Source organism: Sphaerisporangium sp. NPDC051011 (assembly GCF_040653595.1).
Classification (GTDB): Bacteria; Actinomycetota; Actinomycetes; order Streptosporangiales; family Streptosporangiaceae; genus Sphaerisporangium.
The window spans coordinates 128,173-150,082 of record NZ_JBFAGG010000020.1; the positions used below are offsets into that span (position 1 = coordinate 128,173).

A 21,910-nucleotide genomic window follows, 5' to 3' on the forward strand; every position below is an offset into this window, starting at 1 on the left:
AGCCCAGATTGGTCCAGTACGGCACGCCGGAGGGCCGGCGCCATGCCTACGAGTCAACACGGGAGGCGCGCCGATCCCGTGGATGTTGACCTAGCCTTGGGGATCACTTGGAGCCGGGCCGGTGCTGTGCCGCACGACCAGCTTCGGCGTCACCTGCCGCAGCCGCGCCACCTTCCCGGGGTCGCCGATGCGGTCGCTCAGCAGCGTGGCGGCGGACCTGCCCATCGAGCGGCGGGGCTGGTCCAGGCTGGTGAGCGATATGTGGTGCACGGCGGCCAGGTGCGTGTTGTCGTACCCCACGACCGAGAGGTCCTCGGGGACGCGCAGCCCGAGCTCGCTCGCCGCCACCAGCACGCCGAGCGCGACGACGTCGTTGGCCGCGAAGATCGCCGTGGGACGTGGGTGACGTTCCAACAGAGCGCGTGCCGCCCTGCGTCCGCCTTCTTCGGTGAAGTCCCCGTGCTCGACCATGATGTGCGGCGCCAGCCCGTGCCGGCGCATCGCCATCAGGTAGCCCTCGCACCGGAACCGGGCCGAGGACGACGGCGTGCCCTCGATGTGGGCGATCCGCTTGTGCCCGAGCTCCACCAGGTGGTCGACCGCCAGCCGGGCGCCGAGCTGGTCGTCGTCCACGACGATGTCCACGCCTTCGAGCTCGACGTCCCGCTCGCCGACGACCACCGTGGGCGTGTACGCCGCGGCCTCGGCCAGGGTCTCGCTGGACGGCGAGACCCCGAGTAACACCAGCCCGTCGACCCGGAGCTCCAGGAAGGCCTCGACCGCTTCCTCCTCGAAGGCGGGATCCCATCGCCCGCTTCCGATCAGCAGCCGCAGCCCGTCACCGTGGAGGCTCTCCTGGAGGCCGTCCAGGAACTCGGCGTAGAACGGGTTGTGCAGGTCGGCGACCAGCGCCCCGACCAGATGGGTGCGTCCCTCGACAAGGCTGCGCGCGACCGCGTTGGGCCGGTAGCCGAGTTCCCTGGCCGCCTGCAGCACCGCCTCGCGCCGGTGTTCGCTGACGTGCGGGGACCCTCGCAGCACCAGGGACACCAGCGACTTTGAGACGCCCGCGCGTTCTGCAACGTTCCGGATCGTCGGCCGGGGACGCGGTCCGTGCGCGTCACCGAGGCCGGGCTCGGTCGTGCCGACCTCGGAGTGGTACCGGGCGGTCGTCTGGATGGACGGTCCTGACATGGTTCTCCCCACGCTGAGTGGATGTGCACCTGTCAGACCAAACGATCGAGTCGCGCTGAGGGTACGGGTGTTTGTGCGCCTCGCTGGATGGTCCTCGGGGCCGCCCTTTATTGGGCACGCCCTCCGATAGTGTGCGCATTGTGGGTGGGACATCAAGGGCCCCAGGTGAGCGCGAGAACGTCGGTCCCGGTGGCGCGCGCCCGGCACGGCGAAGGCTGAGCGTCGACCGCCGTCGCGAGGAGCTGATGGCCGCCGCCCTGGAGCTCTTCAGCAAGCACGACGCCGAGGACGTCTCGATCGACGACGTCGCCTCGGCGGCGGGGGCCTCGCGCGCGCTGGTCTACCACTACTTCGGCGGCAAGCACGAGCTGTACGTCGCCGCGCTGCGGGGCGCGGCGCTGGAGCTGGAGGAGCGGCTGCGTCCCGTGGCGGGCGGCACGCTCGTCGAGGAGCTCGCGGCGGGTCTCACGCGTTACTTCGACTTCGTGGAGGATTACGCGGCCGGGTTCGCGGCCCTGCTGCGCGGCGGGCCCGCCAATCGCGCGGGCGAGGTCGGGGTGATCGTCGAGGGCGTCCGCAGGCGCCTGACCAAGGTGATCCTCACCCAGATGCGCGTGAGCGAGCCGAGCCCGGCGCTGCGCGTCACGCTGAGGTCCTGGATCGCCTGCGTCGAGACCGCCGGGCTCGACTGGCTGGAGGTCCGCGACCTCGATCGCGCGGTCCTCGAACGTCTGCTGCTCGACCAGATGGTCGCGTTACTGAAGGTCGCCGCGGGCGAGGATGGCCAGATCGGCCGCTTGCTGGCCGACCTCGGACGACGGGTCCCGCCGGGCGGTGACGCTCCGTGAGGGTGCCCCCGGGGCCCATGTAACGGAAGGGTGATGACTTCGTACCCGCCGCGGCCGGGGTGGCCACGGGTGGACATTCGCGGATCTTCGCCCAGGGAACGGTGGATAGGGCTTCCGTGCGGTGGAGGCCCTAGATCCGTTATCCACCGGGACGTATCCGCATGGTTCTCGTGGGCCGGCGCCGGGCGGGCGGCGCCTCCCACGCCGATCCCATGGCCTTGCTCGCGGCCCCAGGGCATGCGGTGAGCGACGTCGCCCTCCGCTCCAGCCCTGATCCGCCCCCACGCGGCCATGGGTGTGTGGTGGACGCGCTCACATACGGGACGCGAGCGCGCCGGTTCTCCCCCCTAGGTCCTTGACGGTCCCGCCCTCACTCCGATCGCTGCTGCGGGATACCCGCGAGCAGCGCACGGACCTCGGTCTCCCGGTAACGCCGGTGACCGCCGAGGGTGCGGATGGACGTCAACTTGCCCGCCTTCGCCCACCGAGTAACGGTCTTGGGGTCGACGCGGAACATGGTGGCGACCTCCGCCGGGGTGAGCAGTGGCTCGGCCTCGGGTGTACGAGCTGACATTTGTGCGGCCTCTCCTCCGTGGACCGGCGACAGCGATCCTGCGACTTGTGTTGGCGCTTGTCACGGATGTCCCACAATGATCCAGTTCGTACGGATTTTTCTGGACCGTATGCGGTATCACCCGATGTGACCATACAGCCACGTAGAGCGATTGGCGAGCCCTCAAAGTACAACGCCTTGTCCACGGGTTGATGTCACGCTCGGTGATTCTAGCGACACGTTTCGTGGTATCGCAGTGAAAACGGCAAACTACTCAGTTCGCAGAAGCGAGCTGGTGACTCCCGTTACCTACTTTTGCAGGTCACGTGCATGATTTGCGGTTCAGTTCGCCGATTCGAGGGCTTGTATTGACTTCCAGCGGACGATCACGCGCTGATACATGGCGTAGGCCAGTTCTTCTTGACCCGTGTCCAACCCGGTGAGGGCGGCGGCCAGCTCGGCCGCGGACTGGTCGGCCTGGAGCGTCGCGTCGTCCATGACGTGGACGAGCCCGCCGTAGTCGAGCTCGACCAGCGAGTGCGGGTGGAACTCCTCCAGCCAGCGCCCGACCTCTTCCACCTCGGTCAACGTGCCGACCTCGCCCACGTGCCTGCGGATCACGACCAGCGCCCGCGCGACCCTGCGGCGCGCCTGCGCCATCGACGTCACGTACAGCAGGTTCCTGGCCGGGGCCGTGGTGGTCGGCGTGGCGGGCGCGGACGGCTCGGCCGACGGCTCCTCACGGTGACCGAGGACGAGCCAGCGCTCGGCGGAGTCGAACGGCACGAACCAGGACGTCGGGACGTGCCACGTGCTCGTGCGGATGTGCGTGCGCAGGGAGGAGGAGCCGCCCTTCTGCTTGTGCCGGTCGAAGTCGTCGGCGGTCTGCTCGGCGATGGTCCTCGGCACGAAGCGGTCGGCCAGTTTGATCGGCGTGGCGCCCCGGAACCGGGCGAAGGCCACCCAGGACCTCAGCCTGCTCTGCCACGGGCAGACGTAGAGGGTCTCCTCGATGCGCCGCAGGTAGGCGTTCGTGCTCTCGGCCCCCGGCGCAGGCATCGGGGGCACACCCAGCAGCCGCCGGACGGCCTCCGCGTGCTCGGCCTCCAGGGCGAAGGCGCGGCGCGGCCGATCCTTGGAGTCGGCGTACGCCGCCCAGAAGGCGCGCTCTCGTTCGGTGAACGCGGACAACGGCTCGTAGACACGGAGATAGGCGGCGTAGGGCAGCACATCTCGAATGGTGCCATGGAGCGGCGAGCCGACGCGAGTGAGCGAGCCCGACCACGTTCGGTGGCGCCCTCCCCCGGCGGGGCGACCGCCGGGGGAGGGCGCGCCGCCCGAAGGGTGGGACAGAAGTTTCGGGAAATGGACGATCATGGTCGGGGCGTGGCCAGATGGATAATGTTGTCTTCCAGGATCCGCCGCGACGAGGCGGCGGACGGGAATGACCGGGAGTCACCACAGTGACCGACGTCTTTGGGCCGTCCCACCAGGACACGGGCCCCTCGATCGGACAGGCCAGGCACGAACAGGTCGTCTTCTGCGCGGACGACCGCAGCGGTCTGCGCGCGATCATCGCCATCTACAACACCACCCTCGGCCCCGGGCTCGGGGGCACGCGCTTCTACCCGTACGAGGACGAGCAGACGGCCCTCGCCGACGTGCTCAACCTCTCGCGGGCGATGGCGTACAAGAACGCCCTGGCGGGGCTCGACCTGGGCGGGGGCAAGGCCGTGATCATCGGTGATCCGGCCAAGGACAAGAGCGAGGCGCTGCTGCGCGCCTACGGCCGCTTCATCCAGTCGCTGGGCGGCCGCTACTTCACGGCCTGTGACGTGGGCACCTACAGCGAGGACATGGACATCATCGCCCGGGAGACCCCCTACGTCACCGGGCGCACCCCTGCGCACGGCGGCGCCGGCGATTCCTCCATCCTCACGGCCTTCGGCGTGTTCCAGGGCATGCGCGCCTCGGCCGAGCACGTCTACGGTTCCCCCACCCTGCAGGGCAGGCGCGTCGGCGTCGAAGGCGTCGGGAAAGTCGGATACCGCCTGGTCGACCACCTGCTGGCGGACGGCGCCGAGGTCGTGATCTGCGACGTGAGCGCCGAGGCCGTCGAGCGGGTGCGCAACGTCCACCCCGAGGTCGGCGTCGTGGCGGACGCCGCGGCGATGAAGCGGGCCGACATCGACGTGTACGCGCCGTGCGCGCTGGGCGGCGCGCTGGACGACGAGGCGGTCGCGGGGCTGAACGCCAAGATCGTGTGCGGCGGGGCCAACAACCAACTCGCCCATCCCGGCGTGGAGAAGCAGCTCGCGGAGCGAGGCATCCTTTACGCTCCGGATTACGTCGTCAACTCCGGCGGCGTGATCCAGGTGGCCGACGAGATCGAAGGCTTCAACATGGAGCGCGCCAGGGCAAAGGCGACGCAGATCTTCGACACGACGTTGAAGATCTTTTCGATCGCCGAAGAGGAAGGGGTTCCACCGGCGGCGGCGGCCGATAGGCTGGCGGAGCGCAGAATGTCGGAAGTCGGTCGGCTTAGGGGTATTTGGCTGGGCCGCTGACTGTGGACGCCCATACGGCGTACCGAGAGGCGCGCAAAACAGGTACGGTTGTAGGCGAACGAGAGCTGACGCCGGAAGTCAGGCGGCATCAGCGCGTGATGCGTTAGCGACGAGGGGTCGGGCACGACCCCGCATGAGGGGGTCGAGCCGATGGGGCGCGGCCGAGCCAAGGCCAAGCAGGTGAAGGTTGCTCGCCAGCTCAAGTACAACAGTGGCGGCACCGATCTTGACCGTCTTCGCGAGGAGCTCGGAGTCAATCACGACTCCAACCGACACGATGATGACGACGTCGACCACGAACTGGCCGATCGGTACGCCGATTACGCCAGCGAGATCGGCGATGACGACGAGGACGACAGGTCCCGCCGCCGATAGGCGATTTTCGGGTTGACGCTGGTAGGGCACCCGGTGAACGACGGCTCGCCGAGTGCCTCCTTCGCGCGCCTGAAAGGCTCCTCGCCATCCCTGATGGCGAGGAGCTTTTCGTCGTGCCCGGACACATCCCGGTAGATCGCGGCCACGCGCCGCCGTCGTGAACCGGACCATGGACGGACGGCCCCGGCCACACGGCCGGGGCTCGCGAGGTGAGGCCGTCAGGCCGTGAAGCGGGCCTCGCCGGTGCCCGGGACGATCTCGCCCAGCACCCACGCGTCCTGCCCCCGTTCGCGCAGGACCTTGAGCGACTGATCGGCCGTCTCCGCCGGCACGACCGCGCACATGCCCACGCCGAGGTTGAACGTCCGGTCCATCTCGGCCGCCGGCACCCGGCCGTACCCCGCGATCACCTCGAAGATCGGCGGCGGCGTCCACGACGCGCGGTCGAGCAGCGCGTCCACCGAGCCGGGCAGCGACCGCGCGAGATTCGCGGCCAGCCCGCCCCCCGTGATATGGGCGAAGGCGTGGACCTCCGTGCGCCGCGTCAGCTCCAGGCAGGCGAGCGAGTAGATACGCGTCGGCTCCAGAAGCTCCTCGCCGAGGGTGCGGTCGAGCTCGGGGAGCGACCCCTCCAGCTCCAGGCCCGCCGTGCGCAGCACGTGCCGCACCAGCGAGTAGCCGTTGGAGTGGACCCCGGACGACGCCAGGCCGAGCACGACGTCCCCCGCCCGGACGCGGGCGGGCCCGAGCAGCTCGGACGCCTCGACGACGCCCGTGCCGGCGCCCGCCAGGTCGTACTCGTCCGGCCCCATGGCCCCGGGGTGCTCGGCGGTCTCGCCGCCCACCAGCGCGCACCCCGCCAGGCGGCAGCCCTCGGCGACCCCGCCGACGATCTCGGCGATGCGCTCGGGCACGACCTTGCCGCAGGCGATGTAGTCGGTCATGAACAGCGGCTCGGCCCCGCACACCACCAGGTCGTCCACGACCATGCCGACCAGGTCGATGCCGATCGTGTCGTGTTTGCCGAGGGCCTGGGCCAGCATGACCTTGGTGCCGACACCGTCGGTGGACGTCGCCAGCAGAGGACGGGTGTAGCGCAGGAAGGCCGAGGCGTCGAAGAGGCCGGCGAAGCCGCTGGCGTCGTCCACCACCTCGGGCCGCCGCGACCGCGCCACCCGTTCCTTCATCAGCTCGACCGCGCGGTCGCCCGCCTCGATGTCGACGCCGGCCGCCGCGTAACTGCTCACGCCGGCGTCGCCCCCGGCCGCCCCGGCGGTCACGCCTTGGCCTCGAGGACGAACTTGCCCACGTTGTCATGGTCGATGGGGATCGGATACACGCCGTCGAAGCACGCCCGGCACAGGCGCTCGGCGGGCAGCGTGGTCGCCTCGGTCAGCCCGTCGAGCGAGATGAACCCGAGCGAGTCGGCGCCGATGGACTCGCGGATCTGCTCGACCTCCAGCGACCCGGCGATCAGCTCGGCCTTCGTGGCGAAGTCGATGCCGTAGAAGCACGGCCAGGACACCGGCGGCGAGCTGATGCGCACGTGAACCTCGGTGGCGCCGGCCTCGCGGAGCATCTTGACGATCGCGCGCTGGGTGTTGCCGCGCACGATCGAGTCGTCCACGACGATCAGGCGCTTGCCCGCGATGACCTCCCGCAGGGGGTTCAGCTTGAGGCGGATGCCGAGCTGGCGGATCGTCTGCGAGGGCTGGATGAACGTGCGGCCCACGTAGGAGTTCTTGACCAGGCCCTGGCCGTACGGGATGCCGCTCTCTTGCGCGTAGCCGATGGCGGCCGGCGTGCCCGACTCGGGGGTCGGGATCACCAGATCGGCCTCCACCGAGTGCTCGCGGGCCAGCCTGCGGCCGACCTCCACGCGCGTGGCCTGCACACCGCGCCCGGCGATCGTGGTGTCGGGACGGGCCAGGTAGACGTACTCGAACAGGCAGCCCTTCGGCTCGGCGAGGGCGAACCGGCGCGAGCGCACACCGAGCTCGTCGATCGTCAGCAGCTCGCCGGGCTCGATCTCGCGCGTGAAGACGGCGCCCACGATGTCGAGGGCGGCGGTCTCGGAGGCCACCACCCAGCCGCGGTCCAGGCGGCCCAGCACCAGCGGGCGGATGCCCTGCGGGTCGCGCGCCGCGTACAGCGTCTTCTCGTTCATGAAGACCAGCGAGTAGGCGCCCTTGACCTCTGGCAGCAGATCGGCCGCGGCGTCCTCGATGGACGTGCCCGGGTCGCAGGCCAGGAGGGACGTGAGCACCTCGGTGTCGGTGGTCGCCCGGGTGGCGCCCGACGGCAGGCGTGCCATCAGCTCGCGCGTGTTGATCAGGTTGCCGTTGTGGGCGAGCGCCAGGCCGCCGCCGTCGCTGGAGCTCAGCGTCGGCTGCGCGTTCTCCCAGACGCTCGACCCGGTCGTGGAGTACCGGCAGTGGCCGATGGCCAGGTGCCCGCGCAGCGTGCCGAGCACCGACTCGTCGAAGACCTGGGCGACGAGGCCCATGTCCTTGTATACGAGGATTCGGCTGCCTTCGCTGACCGCGATGCCCGCGGACTCCTGGCCGCGATGCTGCAACGCGTACAGCCCGTAGTAGGTGAGCTTGGAGACGTCCTCCCCAGGGGCCCACACTCCGAAGACGCCGCAGGCGTCCTGCGGCGCGCGGTCCTGGGGGTCAAGGTCATGGCCTAGCCGGCCGTCGCCCTTTAGCACGTGCTTCATTCTAAGTAAGGGGTTTGACCACACGGTAACCCGGGTGCGTCCGTGGTCGGCCAAGGTGATCACACGGGCCCGCGCGCACGCCGCTCGTCGGGCAAATATCCCCGCCGCTTCGCCGTGTCCCATAGGCATATCGCCCGATCGGAGGGAGAGTGGGGGGTCAGGCATGCCCAGGTCGAGAGAGCGGACCGTGACGACATCTGGCGATCCGAACAACCCGGACCCATGGGGCGACCGGCATGGTCGCCGCGACGACGGCGGCCCCTCTCGCGGCGAGCGGCCCCCGAGCGAGCCCTCTTATGGGCGGGGCGCCGAGCCTCCCTACAGGGGGTGGTCGTCTCCCGGAGACCAGCCCCAAGGAGGACCGCCCCCAGGGGGTGCGCAGCCTCCATACGGCCCGCCGGGAGGCGAGCAGCCTCCGTACGGCCCGCCTCCCTACGGAGGAGGCCCTCCGTACGGGCCGCCCGGGGGCTGGCCCCCCGGCGCCCGCCCCGGCGGCGGACTCGGCACCGCCTCGCTGGTGCTGGGCATCGTCAGCCTGTTCCTGCTGTTCATCTGCGGCCTCGGCGTGCTGACGGCGATCGTCGGCATCATCCTCGGCGTCATCGCCACGGTGAGGAACGCCAACCGGGGCCGCGCGGTCGTCGGCATCGTGCTCAGCGGCCTCACGCTGGTGCTCGCGGTGGTCGGTTTCACCTGGTTCTTCTCCACCTTCCAGGAGTGCTTCAACCTGCCGACGCAGTCCGAGGCGCAGCAGTGCGTCGAGCGCAAGCTCGGCGTGAACGTCCAGAGGCCCTCGCCCTGACGCGCGTCACCCCCGCGAGGTCAGCGGGAGGAATTCGGACAGATCAGCGCGGGTGCCGCTCGCGCTGATCTTCCCGGCGTCCATCGCGTCCTCCCAGGTGACGCGCCCGGTCGCAAGCTCCAGCCACGTGCGCGGGTCAGTCTCCACCACGTTCGGGGGAGTTCCCCGGGTATGCCGGGGGCCGGGCACGCACTGGACGGCGGCGTACGGCGGGACGCGCACCTCGACCGTCCGCCCGGGGGCCCGCTCGGCGAGGCGCTCCAGGAGGTGGCGGACCGTCAGCCGCGCGATATCCTTCTCCGGGCGCAGCCCACGCGCGTACAGGCCGAGGACGACCTCCACGGCCGCCTCAGGCGCGGCCTGCGGGGGGCCGTCGTAGGGGTGCTCGCCGAGCTCGGCGAGTTGCACGTCCAGCGCGGCGCGGATCAGTTCGGGGTCGATCTTGCGTGCGGGCACCCTTCTATCCTGCACCGCCGCGGACGACGGCCATTCCGCGCCGATCGCGAATCGCCGTTCACCTTGATGGAAGTCTGCATTCATCTCGTGTTGTGATGGCGGCCGTACGGTCCGACGCGAGGACTCCCGAACGTACGATCTTGGAGGTACCAGTGGCGAACCCGTCGCCGCGCAGAATGCTTCCTCTGCTCTCGGCACCGCGTATGGGCGGCCGGGACGCGATGACGTGCCAGTTCCGGTGTGGCAACGCCTGCGCGCACGAGGTGTCCAACAGCAGTGACAACCCCTACTTCGCCGACGTTCTGACCAGCACCCTCTCACGCCGTGGCGCGCTGCGGGCCGGAGCCCTCGGCACGCTGGTCGCCACCGCGGGTGTCGCCGGCGCCGCCGCCCCCGCCTTCGCCGACCCCGGCGACACCGGTGACGCCGCCGCGCAGACCTTCGGCCGGTGGCACGACAAGGGCGGCCTGCGGTTCACGCCCGTGGCCCCGAACTCCGCCGACGCCCTGATCGTCGCCGACGGTTACACCTCCTCGGTGGTCGTCCGCTGGGGCGACCCGGTCCTGCCGGACGCGCCGGCGTTCGACTTCGAGAACCAGACCGCCGCGGCGCAGGCCAAGCAGTTCGGCTACAACTGCGACTACGTGACCTTCTTCCCCCTCGGCTCCGACCGGGGCCTGCTGTGGGTGAACCACGAGTACACCGACGAGAACCTGATGTTCCGCGGCTGGACCAGCGGCGACACCGTCCCGCTGGAGCAGATCAAGATCGGCCTGGCCGCGCACGGCGGGTCCGTCGTCGAGATCGAGCGCGTCGGCCGCTCCGGGCAGTGGAAGCTCGTCACCCGCGGCCGCCGCCGCTACAACCGGCGCATCACCGCCCAGACGCCGATGCGCTTCAGCGGCCCGGCCGCCGGATCCGCCCTGCTCAAGACCGCGGCCGACCCGCGCGGCACCACCGTGTTCGGCACGCTCAACAACTGCTCGGGCGGCACGACGCCGTGGAACACCGTGCTGACCGGCGAGGAGAACTGGAACCAGTACTTCGTCGGCGGCAACGGCGTCCCCGAGGCGCAGAAGCCGTACCTGTCGCGGTACGGCATCAGCACGACCACCGCCATCCCCAGCGGGAACCGGCGCTTCGACCGGGTCGAGGAGCGTTTCGACCTCGCCAAGCACCCGCAGGAGATCAACCGCTTCGGGTGGGTCGTCGAGGTCGACCCGTTCGACCCCGACGCGACCCCGATCAAGCGCACGGCGCTCGGCCGGTTCGCGCACGAGGCCGCCACCACCACGCTCACCCGGGACGGCCGCGTCGCCGTCTACATGGGCGACGACGGGCGGTTCGAGTACATCTACAAGTTCGTGTCCAAGGACCGGTACATCCCCGGCTTCGACCGGCACAACCGCGGCCTGCTCGACGAGGGCACCCTGTACGTGGCGATCTTCACCGGTGACAGCCCCGGCGAGATCGACGGCACCGGCAAGCTCCCCGCCGACGGCGCGTTCGACGGCACCGGCAAGTGGGTCCCGCTGGTCAGCGGCAACAGGTCGTTCGTCGACGGCATGACCGCCCAGGAGGTCCTGGTCTACACGCGCCTCGCCGCCGACAAGGTGGGCGCGACCAAGATGGACCGCCCCGAGGACATCGAGCGCAACCCGGTCAACGGCAACATCTACGCCGCACTGACCAACAACACCAACCGGACCGTCGCCAACGCGGACGAGGCCAACCCGCGGGCCTCCAACCGTCACGGCCACATCCTGGAGATCGCCGAGGACCGGAACGACGCCGGGGCGACGGCCTTCCGCTGGGCGCTGCCGCTCGTCTGCGGCGACCCTGCCGACCCCTCGACGTACTTCGCCGGGTTCGACAAGACCAAGGTCTCGCCGATCTCCTGCCCGGACAACGTGACCTTCGACCGCGAGGGCAACCTCTGGATCGCCACGGACGGCAACGCGCTGGGCAAGAACGACGGCCTGTTCGCGATGCCGCTCTCGGGCCCCGACCGGGGTCACGTCCGCCAGTTCCTCACCGTCCCCTACGGCGCCGAGACCTGCGGCCCGCTGATCACCCCTGACCAGCGCAGCGTCTTCGTCGCCGTCCAGCACCCCGGGGAGATCACCGGCGCCACTCCGGACAACCCCGCCAGCCACTGGCCCGACGGCGGCACCAGCCAGCCCCGCCCCTCGGTATCCGTCGCCTGGCACACCCAGGGCAAGAAGATCGGCTCCTGACCACCCGCGCCGCCTTCCGGAATCATCTGGAAGGCGGCGCGGTCCTACGGAGAGGCCGGCGGCCTCGCACGCCACCAACGCTCGTACCGGCCATCACCGGATGGGGCGGCGGCAGCTGTAACGGCTGCTCATGCCAGGCGAGTTCCTGCCGCTGTACGCGCTGCTCCGCGAAACCGACGTCTCACATGGCTCTGCGCCGGGGGGTCGGGAGCCGTGACCTGGTGAGCAGGGCCCCGCCGAGCGCGGCCATCAACGGCAGCCCTATGACGGTCAGGCCGATCAGGGTCCAGGGGATCGCGATCACCGGTGTCACATTGTCGGGCCGGGCTATGAGGATTCCATCGGGACCCAGGAGCTGCCAGTCGGAATGCCGATGGGCCAGCGGCCACCTGACGGCGATGCCCGGCGCCAGGCCGGCGAGGACTCCGGTGGCCGACCCCAGCAGCGCGATCACCAGGGCCTGACCCGCGACCACGGCCCGCTTCAGCCGGGGGGCAGCTCCGACCGCGGACATGGTCTCCAGATCCGGTCTCGCCTCCACGGCGGCCAGCATGGTCGCGACGAACGTCATCCCGAGCACCAGCACGGCCGCGGCTCCGCCCAGCAGGATCAACAGCAGTGTGTCGTCAGGGGCGTCCGGCACCTCGAGGCGGACGGCCGCCTGAAGCGTGATCGCGCCCACCTGCTTCGCGATCCGCTGTGCCGTCGCGCTTGAGACTCGGAAATCGGCGGGATTCACCAGCAGCAGCACGGTCGCGGTGGTGTAGCGCCTCTTCCTGACCGCCTCGGGTGCGACGACGGCCCGGGCCCAGCCCTGCCCGGTGGCCCGCACTCCGATCGCCGGCAGGGAGAGCTTGGGGTCGTCCGAATTGCTGGATCCGTCTTCCCGTGAGACATCAATCTCGATCTTCCTGTCCCGTACGGCGGCGGGGTTGAGCACGACGGCCTTTCCATCGTGGAGCGCTGTGACCGCCTGACGATCCTCTCGCCCCAGCACATAGCGAAGCAGGTTCTCGTCACCGATCAGAAGGCCACCCGCGCTGGAGTTCACCCAGTCAAACGGGCGATCTTGATTCAGCCCCGGTGTCGGCATGTCCACTCCGAGCGGCACACCGGACTTCCCCGCGAGCGCCTGGCCTTCGATGACCGGCACACTTGCGGGCAGTTCCTTCCGCACCACGGCCCGCACACGATCCCACAGCTCCGGGCTCAGATCATCGCTCTGGATCGAGAACGCCCCCGCGGGTCCTTGCGGATATTCGGGCCCAAATGTGGGGCCCTGGGCCATCCCGCTCTTCCACGCCACGCCCAGCGCGGTGAGCGCCACGACGGCGGTCATCACCGCGGCGACGGCGGGAGCCGTACGGCCCCGGTTGCGGGCCGCGTCCCTGGCGGCGAACCGGAGCGGCAACGGCAGGAAACCGGCCAGCCTGCCCGTCAGCGTGATGAGCCGGGGGACGACGGCGACCAGCCCCAATTGGGTGAGCAGGGCCGAGGCCACGATCCATGCGATCCCGTGCCGGGTGCTCACGACCGTCGCTGTGATGCCCGCGAGGATGAGGACGAGCCCCAGCACCGGCCGGCCCGCGCGGTCCCGCCCAGGTGCGCGCCGGCCCGCCAGAACGGCCGCGGCGTCCGTACGGCTCACACGGGCGGCCGGGGCGAGCGCGGCCAGTAGGCCGGCGGTGATGCCCAGCACCACGATGACCGCCACCGCCCCCCAGGGAACCTCGAACGGCCCCGCCATGACCCCGTTGAGCATCTCGAATCTGGGCATGGTGAGGGCCGCCGCGCCGATGCCCAGGGCCGTCCCGATCACTGAAGCGCCGGCGCCGAACAACAGGCCGTCGGCGAGCGCGATCATACGGAGCTGTCCCGGTGAGCCGCCCTGAGCGGCGACGAGGGCGAACTCGCGGGCCCTGCGCCGACGACCCACCGCGAAGGCGGATCCGGCCAGCAGGACGACCTCCAGCAGCATCATCCCGATCCACGGGACCGCTGCGAGGGACGATTCTCCACTGCGGATCTCGAACGTGTTGGGGTCAGGGGGCAGACCTCCGTCGAGGACCGCCCGGCTGACGACCACCAGGCCATGTGCGTTGAGCCGCCGCACGTCCGCCCATGACACCGGATTCGGCGCGTCCACGAGCCAACCTGCCGATTCCCTGGGGTCGATCGAGCCGGAGGTGCCGGTCGGCAGGCTGCCCGGGAACGCCGCGAGATCGGGCCAGGTCCCCACCTGTGAGAACAGGACGACACCGACGATCCGCAGCGGCACCCGCCTCTGGGTGTCGAAAAGCGTCATGCCAGTGGTCGCGCCCCAGTCGAGCATCTTGGGGGCCGCCACCACCTCTCCGGGCGCCGCGGGCAACCTGCCCTCCAGCAGGCGGAAGGTTCCCTGGGACAGCGGGTCACGCAGGTCCACCTGGCGCATCCAGCCGGAGACGTACCCCTGCGGGGTCAGGAAGCGCAGCGTACCCTGGGACATCGGAATCGCCCGGCTGCCCGGGCCGAACATCTGGGTGATCTCGGCCGTCGTGAACGGCTTCTCCCGCCCGCCCGGCTCGAAGCCGATCCCATTACCCGCGGCGTCCTGAGTGACCTGAGTCCAGCTGTGGTCGCCCCACACCACGGCGTCGGCCTGCCCCAGCGGATATGTCACCCGGCTATCGGTATGTGCCGTGGCAACCGACATGCCGGTCGCCACGCAGGTGGCGACGATGACCGGCAGCGCGATCATCGCGAGGATCAGACCGGTGCGCCGTTTGGAGCGCCAGGCGTTGCGGCGGGAGATCCGCAGAGCGGCTCGTAAGGTGCTCATCGCGCGCTCACCAGGCCGTCGCCGGGTCCGTCGACGATCTGTCCGTCTCTCAGGAAGATGACGCGGTCGGCCCAGGCGGCGTACCGCGGTTCATGGGTGACCAGCAGGACGGCGGCCCCGGCGTCGGCTTGTCCGCGGAGCAGGCGCAGGATCTCGTCGCCCATAGGGGTGTCGAGCGCGCCGGTCGGCTCGTCGGCCAGGAGCAGCCGCCGCTTCCCCACCAGCGCCCGCGCGATCGCGGCCCGCTGCCGTTGGCCTCCCGATATCTCGTCGGGGAATCGATCTGCCATGCCGGCGAGGCCGACCTCGCCGAGCACGGCCAGCGCGTCCTTCCTCGCGCTCCTCATGCCGGCTCCGTCCAGCTCGCGCGGCAATGCGACGTTCTCGGCCACGGTCAGCGACGGGATCAGGTTGAGGTCCTGAAAGACATAGCCGGCCCTGCGTCTGCGCAGCGCCGCGAGTCGCTTGGCCGAAAGGGTCTCCAGCGGGTGCCCCTCGACCAGGACCGATCCGGCGGTCGGCCGGTCGAGGCCGCCCGCGATGTTGAGCAGGGTGGATTTGCCGGATCCGGATGGCCCCATCACCGCGACCAGTTCTCCGGCCCGCATCTCCAGGCTGACCCCCTTCAGAGCGTGTACGGCCTGCGGCCCGTCGCCGTGGGTCCGTACGACGTCGATCAGGCGGACGACGGGCGTGTCCGCCGCAGCCGGCGAGGCGGCCTCGGCGGACAGGGAGACACCGACCGGCGCGTGTGACCGCTCCTGCGGATGGGTGGACGGGTCGGGCTCGGTCACGTGGTCTCCTTCGGGGGTGCGGCGAGGACGGCCTCGCAGTGGTCGAGCCAGCGCTGCTCGGCCTCGGCCTGAAAGATCATCGAGTCGAGGACCAGGCGCTGCGCGGCCTGATGCGAGGTGTCTAGGCCGCGTTTGGCCCGCGTCAGCTCCTGCAGGCTTCGCATGGTCGCGGCTCGCTGCGCCCGGACGACGCGTGCGACGTCCACGCCGGGGGTGGTGACGGCCATCGCGAGCTTGATGACCAGCTCATCGCGGGGCCGGTCGGTCCGGGAGACCGGCCTGGCGAACCACTGGTCGAGCTCGTCCACGCCCGCCTGCGTGATCGCATACATGACCCGGCCCTGGTCGTCCTGTTCGGCCTGTTCGCCTCGGGCTACCAGGCCGTCCCGTTCCAGGCGTGACAGCGTCGTGTAGACCTGACCGATGTTCAGCGGCCAGGTCGCCCCTGTGGACGCCTCGAACTCGGCCCGAAGCTGGTACCCGTAACGCGGGGCACGGCTGAGAAGAGCGAGCAGGCCGTGCCGGACCGACATGAGTACTCAGTATGCATACCGAGTATGCTCAACGCAAACACATCCACCGGATTTCCTCTCCGCGTCGAGGTGATCAGCGCGAGCCGCCCGACGTTACGAGGTCGCTCAGTGAATTGACGGACGACCGGGGCGAGGTCGAAGGGGGAGTCCGAGGGGCGAAGCCCTTCGGGAGGGGGATCGAAAGGGGGCGGAGCCCCTCTTGGGCACTGCAGCCTCGAACCCCTGGCGCGGAGCGCCTCGTTGTGAGGGACCGTGACCGCGGCGGCCACGAGCAAGCTTCTTCTTCACGCCGACCGAGCGCCGCCCCTGCGGCGGCGCTCGGTCGAGAGGGGTTACCAGGTTTGGCCGTCGCGGAGGAAGCGCCAGAGGCGGTCGGTGCTGTTCTGGTCGCGGTCCAGGTACAGGGTGTCCCAGCTGCCGGAGCCCTGGTAGACGGCGAGGGTGATCGCCAGGCCGGGGGCGGACTTGGGGCGCAGGGCGAACCAGGTGGAGTTGCCGTTGCCCGACTCCTCCCAGCGGTAGGTCCACTTCTGGGCCGCAGAGCCGTCGCAGGTCTTCACGACGAGGCCGTCGCCTGCCTTCGGGGAGGCCGTGGCGGGCTGGAGGCACTTTCCGGCGGCGACGTTCTTGATCGTCATGTTGCCGTCGGCGTCGTAGGTGTTGATCCACTTGGCGGTCTTGTACTGCCAGCCGGGGGATCGCAGCGTGATGGCCACCGCGCCCTCGCCCGTGCCGTCGTTCATCAGGGCCAGGCGGCTGCCGTCCATCCGGTTGATGAGCTGGCGCTCGTCCGGGGCGGTGGCGTCGGCCTGGGCGGCGGACGGGGACAGCGCCGCGAGGACGGCCGTGGCCGCGGCGGCCGAGGCGAGCGCCAGCGCGGAGCGCCCGAAGGGCCGTGTGGACGAGGGTGGGGTGAGGTGTCCGGACGCGTGTCCCGCGGAGGACATGGAGGACATGGAGGACATGGAAAGAACCCTTCTTCTCGGTGAGGCGGCCTCCGTTCGCCGGGGCCGCCTCGCTTACCGTGGCAGATGGTGACTCTCCGTAGTTACATGATCCTCCATGGAAAGGATCAATCCCTGGGACGGCGTCCGGTTCAGGCCACGGGCTCGGGGATCTTCGGGGCGTCCGCAGAGGTGGGCAGCGCGGCGCGCCGGGAGCGCAGGGAGATCAGGCTGACCGGGACGCCGACCGCGATGATGGCGGCCGCGACGACGAGCGCGAGCTGGTAGCCGTCCAGGAACGCCGTCAGGGGACCCGCGCCGTCCGCCGCGGAGGAGCTCTGGCGGGCGCTGAGGATCGCGCCGAGCACGGTCACTCCGAGCAGGCCGAACACCTCACGCGAGACGTTCAGCACGGCCGACGCGACGCCCCCGCGGCCCTCCGGCAGTGCTCCGAGGATCGCGTTGGTGAGCGGCACGAGCAGCCCGGCCCCGACGCCGTACACCATCAGCCAGGGGAAGATCTGCATGTACGTGCCGCCCTCGCCGACGAGGCTCAGCGCGACCACCCCGGCGGCCATCAGGCCGAGGCCGAAGGCGACGGTCGGTCCGGTGCCGAGGCGGCCGGCGATGCGGGGCGCGATGGTCGCGAGCGCCGCCGTCAGCAGGGCCATGGGGACGAACGCCGCGCCGGCCTGGGTCGGGGTGAAGCCGAGGACGTTTTGCAGCCACAGGGCGGTGAAGAAGTAGATGCCGAAGACGCCGAACGCCCACAACCCCATGGACAGCATGCCGCCGCTGAAGACGCGATCCCGGAACAGCGACAGGTCGATCATCGGCTCCTCGGCGCGGACCTCGATCAGGACGAAGGCCGCCGCCGCGGCCGCCGCGACCGCGAAGGACCCGAGGATCAGCGCGGACGTCCAGCCCCGGCTCTCGCCCTCGATGAGCGCGTACGTCAGCGCGAACAGCCCGAGCGAGGAGGCCAGTAGGCCGGGGACGTCCAGGCGGTGGCGGACGGTGGGGCCGGATCCGCGGATGGCCCAGGCGGCGAGCGCGAAGGTGACGACGCCGATCGGGACGTTGATCAGGTAGATCCAGCCCCAGTGCCAGTTCTCGCTGATGAACCCGCCGGTCAGCGGGCCGACGGCGAGCGCGAGGCCGCCGATGGCGCTCCAGATGCCGACCGCCGTGCCACGCTCGCGCGGGTCGGGGAAGATCCGCGGGATCAGCGCAAGCGCGGTCGGGGTCAGCAGCGCGGCGCCGACGCCCTGCAACCCCCGGCTGAGGATCAGCGTCGCGCCGTTCCCCGACAGGCCGGCCGCCGCCGACGCCAGCGTGAAGACGGCGAGGCCGGTCAGGAAGACGCGCCGCCGGCCGAACACGTCCGCGAGCCGTCCACCCGCCATCAGCAGCCCGGCGAACACGAGCATGTAGCCGCTGACGATCCACTCCAGGCCGGAGATCGTCAGCCCCAGGTCCCGCTGGATGGTCGGCAGGGCCACGTTGACCACGTTGTTGTCCAGATACGTCATGAAGGTGGCCAGCGAGACCGCCACCAGGGCCCACCATCTGCGATTCACATCAAATCTCCTCTACGGCGTACCTGTACGTCGTACATGTACGTTGTATAGGAGAACCTGTACCGCGTATAGTTGTCAAGTGGCCGCAGACAAGCTGACCCGCGAGAGCGTGGTCGAACGGGCCTTGGCGCTCGCCAACGAGGACGGCGTCGAGGCGCTGACCATCCGGCGCCTGGCGGGCCGGCTGGGCGTCACCCCCATGGCGCTGTACTGGCATTTCAAGAACAAGGACGAGCTGGTGTGGGCGCTCGCCGAGCACCTGCTCGCGGGCGTGACGGCGGACATCGCCCCGGGCGACCCGTGGCAGAAGCGGCTGCGCGCCATGGTGCGGGCACTCGTCGACGCGATGCGCGAGCATCCGTCCCTCCCCGACTTCCTCAACTCGGTCGTCGAGGACAAGCACGAGCTGGAGAGTTTCAAGCGCGCGACGGAGGCGGCCCTCGACGCGCTGTCCGCGGCCGGGTTCAGCCCGGTCGAGGGCTACTACATCGCGACCTACCTGCTGAACGCCTCGATCGCCCTGGTCAAGGACCATCCGGGCTGGCCGGCCGACATGAGCGAGGCGGAGCAGGCCGAGGCGCTGCGGCTGCGCAGGCTGCACATCGAGACGCTGCCGCGCGACCGCTACCCGCGCATGGTCGAGTACGGCGCGACGCTCCACGCGCCGCCCGACATCGAGCGATATTTCACGTTCGGCATCGACCTGATGATGGAGGGTGTCGAGGGCCTGGCACGCCGCCGCGCGTGACCGGGCTCTGGCCTCGTTGCCCGAGGACTGGTTGCCGCGGAGCTCTGGCCCTGGTTGCCGAGCTCTAGCCCTGTTCTAGCCCGGCGCGGCGGTCTTCCGGCGCGGGCGGGCGCAGGCGGCCGTGACGACGCCCGCGAGCGCGACCGTCGTGAGGACGAGATACGTCCGCTGGAACCCGGCCATCAGGTGCTCGACGGCCACGGGCGACAGCCGCGACAGCGTGCCGGCGTACACGAGGTCGCGCAGGGCGGGGGACAGCGTGCCGGTCAGCACGCTGAGGGTGGTGGCGACGCTGAGCACGATGCCGACGTTCATGATCATGAGCCGGAAGCCGTTCACCACGCCCAGGCTTCCCGGCGGCAGCGCGCTCATCACCTGCGTCGTGTTGCCGGTGAGGAACGTCCCGTTGCCGCAGCCCGAGAGGAACAGGCCCGTGCCGATGATCCAGTACGGCGTGGCGGTACCTGTCGACAGTGTCAGGCAGGTCAGCCCGCCGAAGGTGAGCAGGCACCCGCCGACGGACAGGACGTACGGCGAGACCCGCCGGCCGAGCGCGCCCGCGATCGGGGACGCGAGCGCCATGCCGATGGGCACCGGGAGCACGCCGAGCGCGGCCGTGAACGCGTCCATCCCGCGCGCGGCCTGGAAGTACAGGGCGACCAGCAGGATCAGTGCCGAGCGGGACAGCGCCGCGCAGAAGGACGCGAGGTTGGCGAACGTCAGCATGCGTTCTCCGAAGAGGCGGGCGTCCAGAACCGGATGGGAGGCTCGGCGCTCGACCACGACCAGCACGGGCACCAGGATCAGGAAGATCAGCGTTCCCGTGATGAACACCGGGCTCGCCAGGCCGCGCGAGCCCGCCTCGGAGAGGGCGATGAGCACCGCCGACAGCGCGGCGAAGACGATGAGGTTGCCGGCCGCGTCCACCGGCGTGCGCGGGCCCGCGGGGACGCGGCGCAGCGTGGCCCATCCCCACAGCAGCCCGACGACCCCGGCGGGGACGTTGACCCAGAACACCCACTGCCAGCCGGCGGCGTCGGCGATGAGGCCGCCGAGGGTGGGCCCGGCGAGTTGGGCCACCGACAGCGTGCCGATGTACACGCCCATGCCCTGGCTGAGGCGGTCCGGCGGGAAGGCGCCGGTGATGATGACCGTGCCGTTGGCCAGGATCATCGCGGCGCCGACTCCCTGCAGGCCGCGCATGGCGATCAGGAAGCCGACGTTCGGCGCGAGCCCGGCCAGCAGCGAGGCGGCGACGAACAGCGCGAAACCGGCGAGGTAGACCTCGCGCCGCCCGAGCAGGTCGGCCACGCGCCCGAAGAAAACCAGCGTCGCCGTGTTGATCAGCAGGTACGACAGCAGGATCCAGGACGAGGCCAGGGCGTCGGCGTCGAAGTGCCGCACGACGGCCGGGAGGGCGACGTTCAGCGTGCTCGCGTTGATGCCGATGAGGACGAGGCCGAGGCTGGTGACCGAGCATACCCGCCAGGCGTATCGGAGCTTCTTCGCGTACTCGGGGGTTCCGGGCAGGAGGGGAGCGGCCTGTTCGAGCGGATGGGCGACCATGCCCCTAGTTTGATCTAAGCCTTACGTCCGTATTTGTCGCCTAAATGCTCGGTTGTCAGTGGAATCGTCCGTATATAACGTCACCACACCGGTGTCCGGGGCGGCGGCTGAAACCTTCCCCAGGTCAGGCCCTGCCTGCCCGCGGCGGCCAGTGAGGCCTTAAATCAGTTCAAACCCTCTGACTTTCTGAAGTTCTTCATCGGACGGATGGGTCAGCGGGCGCGCCTGCGCAGGCCTTCGAGGTCGTAGATGGTCACGCGCCGCCGGCCCGTCTCGATCAGGCCGCGGTCGCGCAGCGAGCGCAGGGCCTTGCTGACCGCCTCGCGCGACGCGCCCGTCCACCCCGCCAGCTCGTCCTGCGAGAGCGGGAGCGCGACCTTGACGCCGCCGTTGGTCGGCTCGCCGAAGCGCTCGGCCAGCTCGACCAGGCGCGTGGCCACCCGCCCGGTGGTGTCGAACGCGCCGTACTCGACGCGCTTGCGGTCGGAATCGCGCAGGCGGCCGACGACGAGCCGCAGGAGCAGGACGGCGACGCGGCCGTGCTCGTTGAGGAAGCCCGCGAACTCGCGGATCACGACGCCCTCGACGGGCTCCAGCGCGGTGACCGTGCCCGAGCGTGGCTCGTCGCTGATGCCGGACATCTCGCCCAGAAGCGCGCCCGGGCCCCGGATGGCGAGCACGACCTCGGTGCCCCCGGCGGTGTGCGAGGAGACCTTGACCCGGCCCGAGGTCAGGACGAGCACCCAGTCGGCGGTGTCGCCCTCGGTCATCACGGTCGCGCCGCGATCCCACCGGCGCGTACGGCCCGCGGCCGTGAGGTCGGCGATCTCGTCCGCGGTGAGCAGGGAGAGGAACTCCCCGGGCTCGGGGGACGGCTGGGACGTCATCGCTACTCCAAAGAACGCGGCAGGGGAACGTTCCCGATTATCGCGGCTTGTCTGACGCCCCAACCCCGTCGTCTTCCCGCCTGTGGACAACTGCGCGTACGGACGTGCGCCGCGTCCCCAGCCTGTGGACAACCGGGGCGCGCCTCGGCCTGGACAGGACCCCCCAGCCCGGGACGGATGCCTCACTCCGGACGGGAACCCCAGTCCCGGGGGACGCCTCGGTCCGGATGAGAGCCCCGGTCCGCGCGGACGCCTCGGCCGGACGGGAGCCCCGGTCCAGAAC

At 70.4% G+C, this 21,910-nt stretch carries 19 protein-coding genes; 6 read left to right on the plus strand and 13 right to left on the minus strand.

The features are described from left to right. Positions 1-90 precede the first annotated feature (90 nt). A complete protein-coding gene (locus tag AB0H21_RS35085) occupies positions 91-1,194 on the minus strand; it encodes a LacI family DNA-binding transcriptional regulator (RefSeq protein WP_358525534.1) in 1,104 nt (367 codons plus the stop codon). A gap of 245 nt (positions 1,195-1,439) precedes the next feature. On the opposite strand from AB0H21_RS35085, the gene AB0H21_RS35090 reads away from it, so the two are divergent. Continuing rightward, positions 1,440-2,042 carry a TetR/AcrR family transcriptional regulator gene (locus AB0H21_RS35090; protein ID WP_358525536.1) on the plus strand — a complete coding sequence of 201 codons (603 nt, stop codon included), beginning with the start codon at positions 1,440-1,442 and terminating at the stop codon, positions 2,040-2,042. A gap of 370 nt (positions 2,043-2,412) precedes the next feature. On the opposite strand, the gene bldC is transcribed toward AB0H21_RS35090, so the two are convergent. Continuing rightward, on the minus strand, positions 2,413-2,616 hold the full coding sequence (bldC, locus tag AB0H21_RS35095) for a developmental transcriptional regulator BldC (RefSeq protein WP_013133571.1): 204 nt from the start codon (positions 2,614-2,616) through the stop codon (positions 2,413-2,415). A gap of 321 nt (positions 2,617-2,937) precedes the next feature. After that, positions 2,938-3,825 carry a hypothetical protein gene (locus AB0H21_RS35100; RefSeq protein ID WP_358525540.1) on the minus strand — a complete coding sequence of 296 codons (888 nt, stop codon included), beginning with the start codon at positions 3,823-3,825 and terminating at the stop codon, positions 2,938-2,940. 233 nt (positions 3,826-4,058) lie between these two features. Here AB0H21_RS35100 and AB0H21_RS35105 point away from each other — a divergent pair, with 233 nt between their 5' ends. After that, positions 4,059-5,162: a Glu/Leu/Phe/Val dehydrogenase dimerization domain-containing protein gene (locus AB0H21_RS35105; RefSeq protein WP_358525542.1), complete on the plus strand. Its 1,104-nt coding sequence runs from the start codon at positions 4,059-4,061 to the stop codon at positions 5,160-5,162. A 150-nt stretch (positions 5,163-5,312) separates the two neighbouring features. Next, positions 5,313-5,537 (plus strand): DUF3073 domain-containing protein, encoded by a 225-nt coding sequence (locus AB0H21_RS35110; RefSeq protein ID WP_114033354.1) that lies wholly within the window; start codon positions 5,313-5,315, stop codon positions 5,535-5,537. A 218-nt stretch (positions 5,538-5,755) separates the two neighbouring features. Here AB0H21_RS35110 and purM read toward each other — a convergent pair whose 3' ends face one another. Together purM and purF are read right to left on the minus strand one after the other, a co-directional pair. Next, the gene (gene purM, locus AB0H21_RS35115; RefSeq protein ID WP_358525577.1) at positions 5,756-6,784 is read right to left on the minus strand and encodes a phosphoribosylformylglycinamidine cyclo-ligase; all 1,029 of its coding nucleotides are present in this window, start codon (positions 6,782-6,784) and stop codon (positions 5,756-5,758) included. Positions 6,785-6,813: 29 nt separating this feature from the next. Beyond that, on the minus strand, positions 6,814-8,259 hold the full coding sequence (gene purF / locus AB0H21_RS35120) for an amidophosphoribosyltransferase (RefSeq protein WP_358525545.1): 1,446 nt from the start codon (positions 8,257-8,259) through the stop codon (positions 6,814-6,816). Positions 8,260-8,776: 517 nt separating this feature from the next. Between purF and AB0H21_RS35125 the strand changes: the two genes are divergently transcribed. Next, complete coding sequence (locus AB0H21_RS35125) at positions 8,777-9,061, plus strand: DUF4190 domain-containing protein (protein ID WP_358525547.1); 285 nt, start codon at positions 8,777-8,779, stop codon at positions 9,059-9,061. A 6-nt stretch (positions 9,062-9,067) separates the two neighbouring features. Here the strand turns inward: AB0H21_RS35125 and AB0H21_RS35130 are convergent, their stop codons facing one another. Beyond that, complete coding sequence (locus AB0H21_RS35130) at positions 9,068-9,517, minus strand: sterol carrier family protein (RefSeq protein WP_358525549.1); 450 nt, start codon at positions 9,515-9,517, stop codon at positions 9,068-9,070. A gap of 176 nt (positions 9,518-9,693) precedes the next feature. Between AB0H21_RS35130 and AB0H21_RS35135 the strand changes: the two genes are divergently transcribed. Further along, positions 9,694-11,754 (plus strand): PhoX family phosphatase, encoded by a 2,061-nt coding sequence (locus AB0H21_RS35135; protein ID WP_358525579.1) that lies wholly within the window; start codon positions 9,694-9,696, stop codon positions 11,752-11,754. Positions 11,755-11,935: 181 nt separating this feature from the next. Here AB0H21_RS35135 and AB0H21_RS35140 read toward each other — a convergent pair whose 3' ends face one another. The 5 genes from AB0H21_RS35140 to AB0H21_RS35160 all read right to left on the minus strand — a co-directional run bounded on the left by AB0H21_RS35140 (position 11,936) and on the right by AB0H21_RS35160 (position 18,426). Then, on the minus strand, positions 11,936-14,575 hold the full coding sequence (locus AB0H21_RS35140; RefSeq protein ID WP_358525551.1) for an ABC transporter permease: 2,640 nt from the start codon (positions 14,573-14,575) through the stop codon (positions 11,936-11,938). After that, on the minus strand, positions 14,572-15,306 hold the full coding sequence (locus AB0H21_RS35145; RefSeq protein ID WP_358525581.1) for an ABC transporter ATP-binding protein: 735 nt from the start codon (positions 15,304-15,306) through the stop codon (positions 14,572-14,574). Before AB0H21_RS35145 ends, AB0H21_RS35140 begins: the two co-directional genes overlap by 4 nt. Positions 15,307-15,365: 59 nt before the next feature. Then, the gene (locus tag AB0H21_RS35150; RefSeq protein ID WP_358525553.1) at positions 15,366-15,902 is read right to left on the minus strand and encodes a PadR family transcriptional regulator; all 537 of its coding nucleotides are present in this window, start codon (positions 15,900-15,902) and stop codon (positions 15,366-15,368) included. A 332-nt stretch (positions 15,903-16,234) separates the two neighbouring features. Next, positions 16,235-16,867: an RICIN domain-containing protein gene (locus AB0H21_RS35155; RefSeq protein ID WP_358525555.1), complete on the minus strand. Its 633-nt coding sequence runs from the start codon at positions 16,865-16,867 to the stop codon at positions 16,235-16,237. A 131-nt stretch (positions 16,868-16,998) separates the two neighbouring features. Continuing rightward, a complete protein-coding gene (locus AB0H21_RS35160; protein ID WP_358525557.1) occupies positions 16,999-18,426 on the minus strand; it encodes a DHA2 family efflux MFS transporter permease subunit in 1,428 nt (475 codons plus the stop codon). Between the two features lie 79 nt (positions 18,427-18,505). Between AB0H21_RS35160 and AB0H21_RS35165 the strand changes: the two genes are divergently transcribed. After that, a complete protein-coding gene (locus AB0H21_RS35165; RefSeq protein WP_358525559.1) occupies positions 18,506-19,174 on the plus strand; it encodes a TetR family transcriptional regulator in 669 nt (222 codons plus the stop codon). 75 nt (positions 19,175-19,249) lie between these two features. Here the strand turns inward: AB0H21_RS35165 and AB0H21_RS35170 are convergent, their stop codons facing one another. Both AB0H21_RS35170 and AB0H21_RS35175 read right to left on the minus strand, forming a co-directional pair. After that, a complete protein-coding gene (locus tag AB0H21_RS35170; protein WP_358525561.1) occupies positions 19,250-20,740 on the minus strand; it encodes an MFS transporter in 1,491 nt (496 codons plus the stop codon). Positions 20,741-20,952: 212 nt separating this feature from the next. After that, positions 20,953-21,627, minus strand: a complete 675-nt coding sequence (locus AB0H21_RS35175; RefSeq protein WP_358525562.1) for a Crp/Fnr family transcriptional regulator — start codon at positions 21,625-21,627, stop codon at positions 20,953-20,955. Positions 21,628-21,910 lie beyond the last annotated feature (283 nt).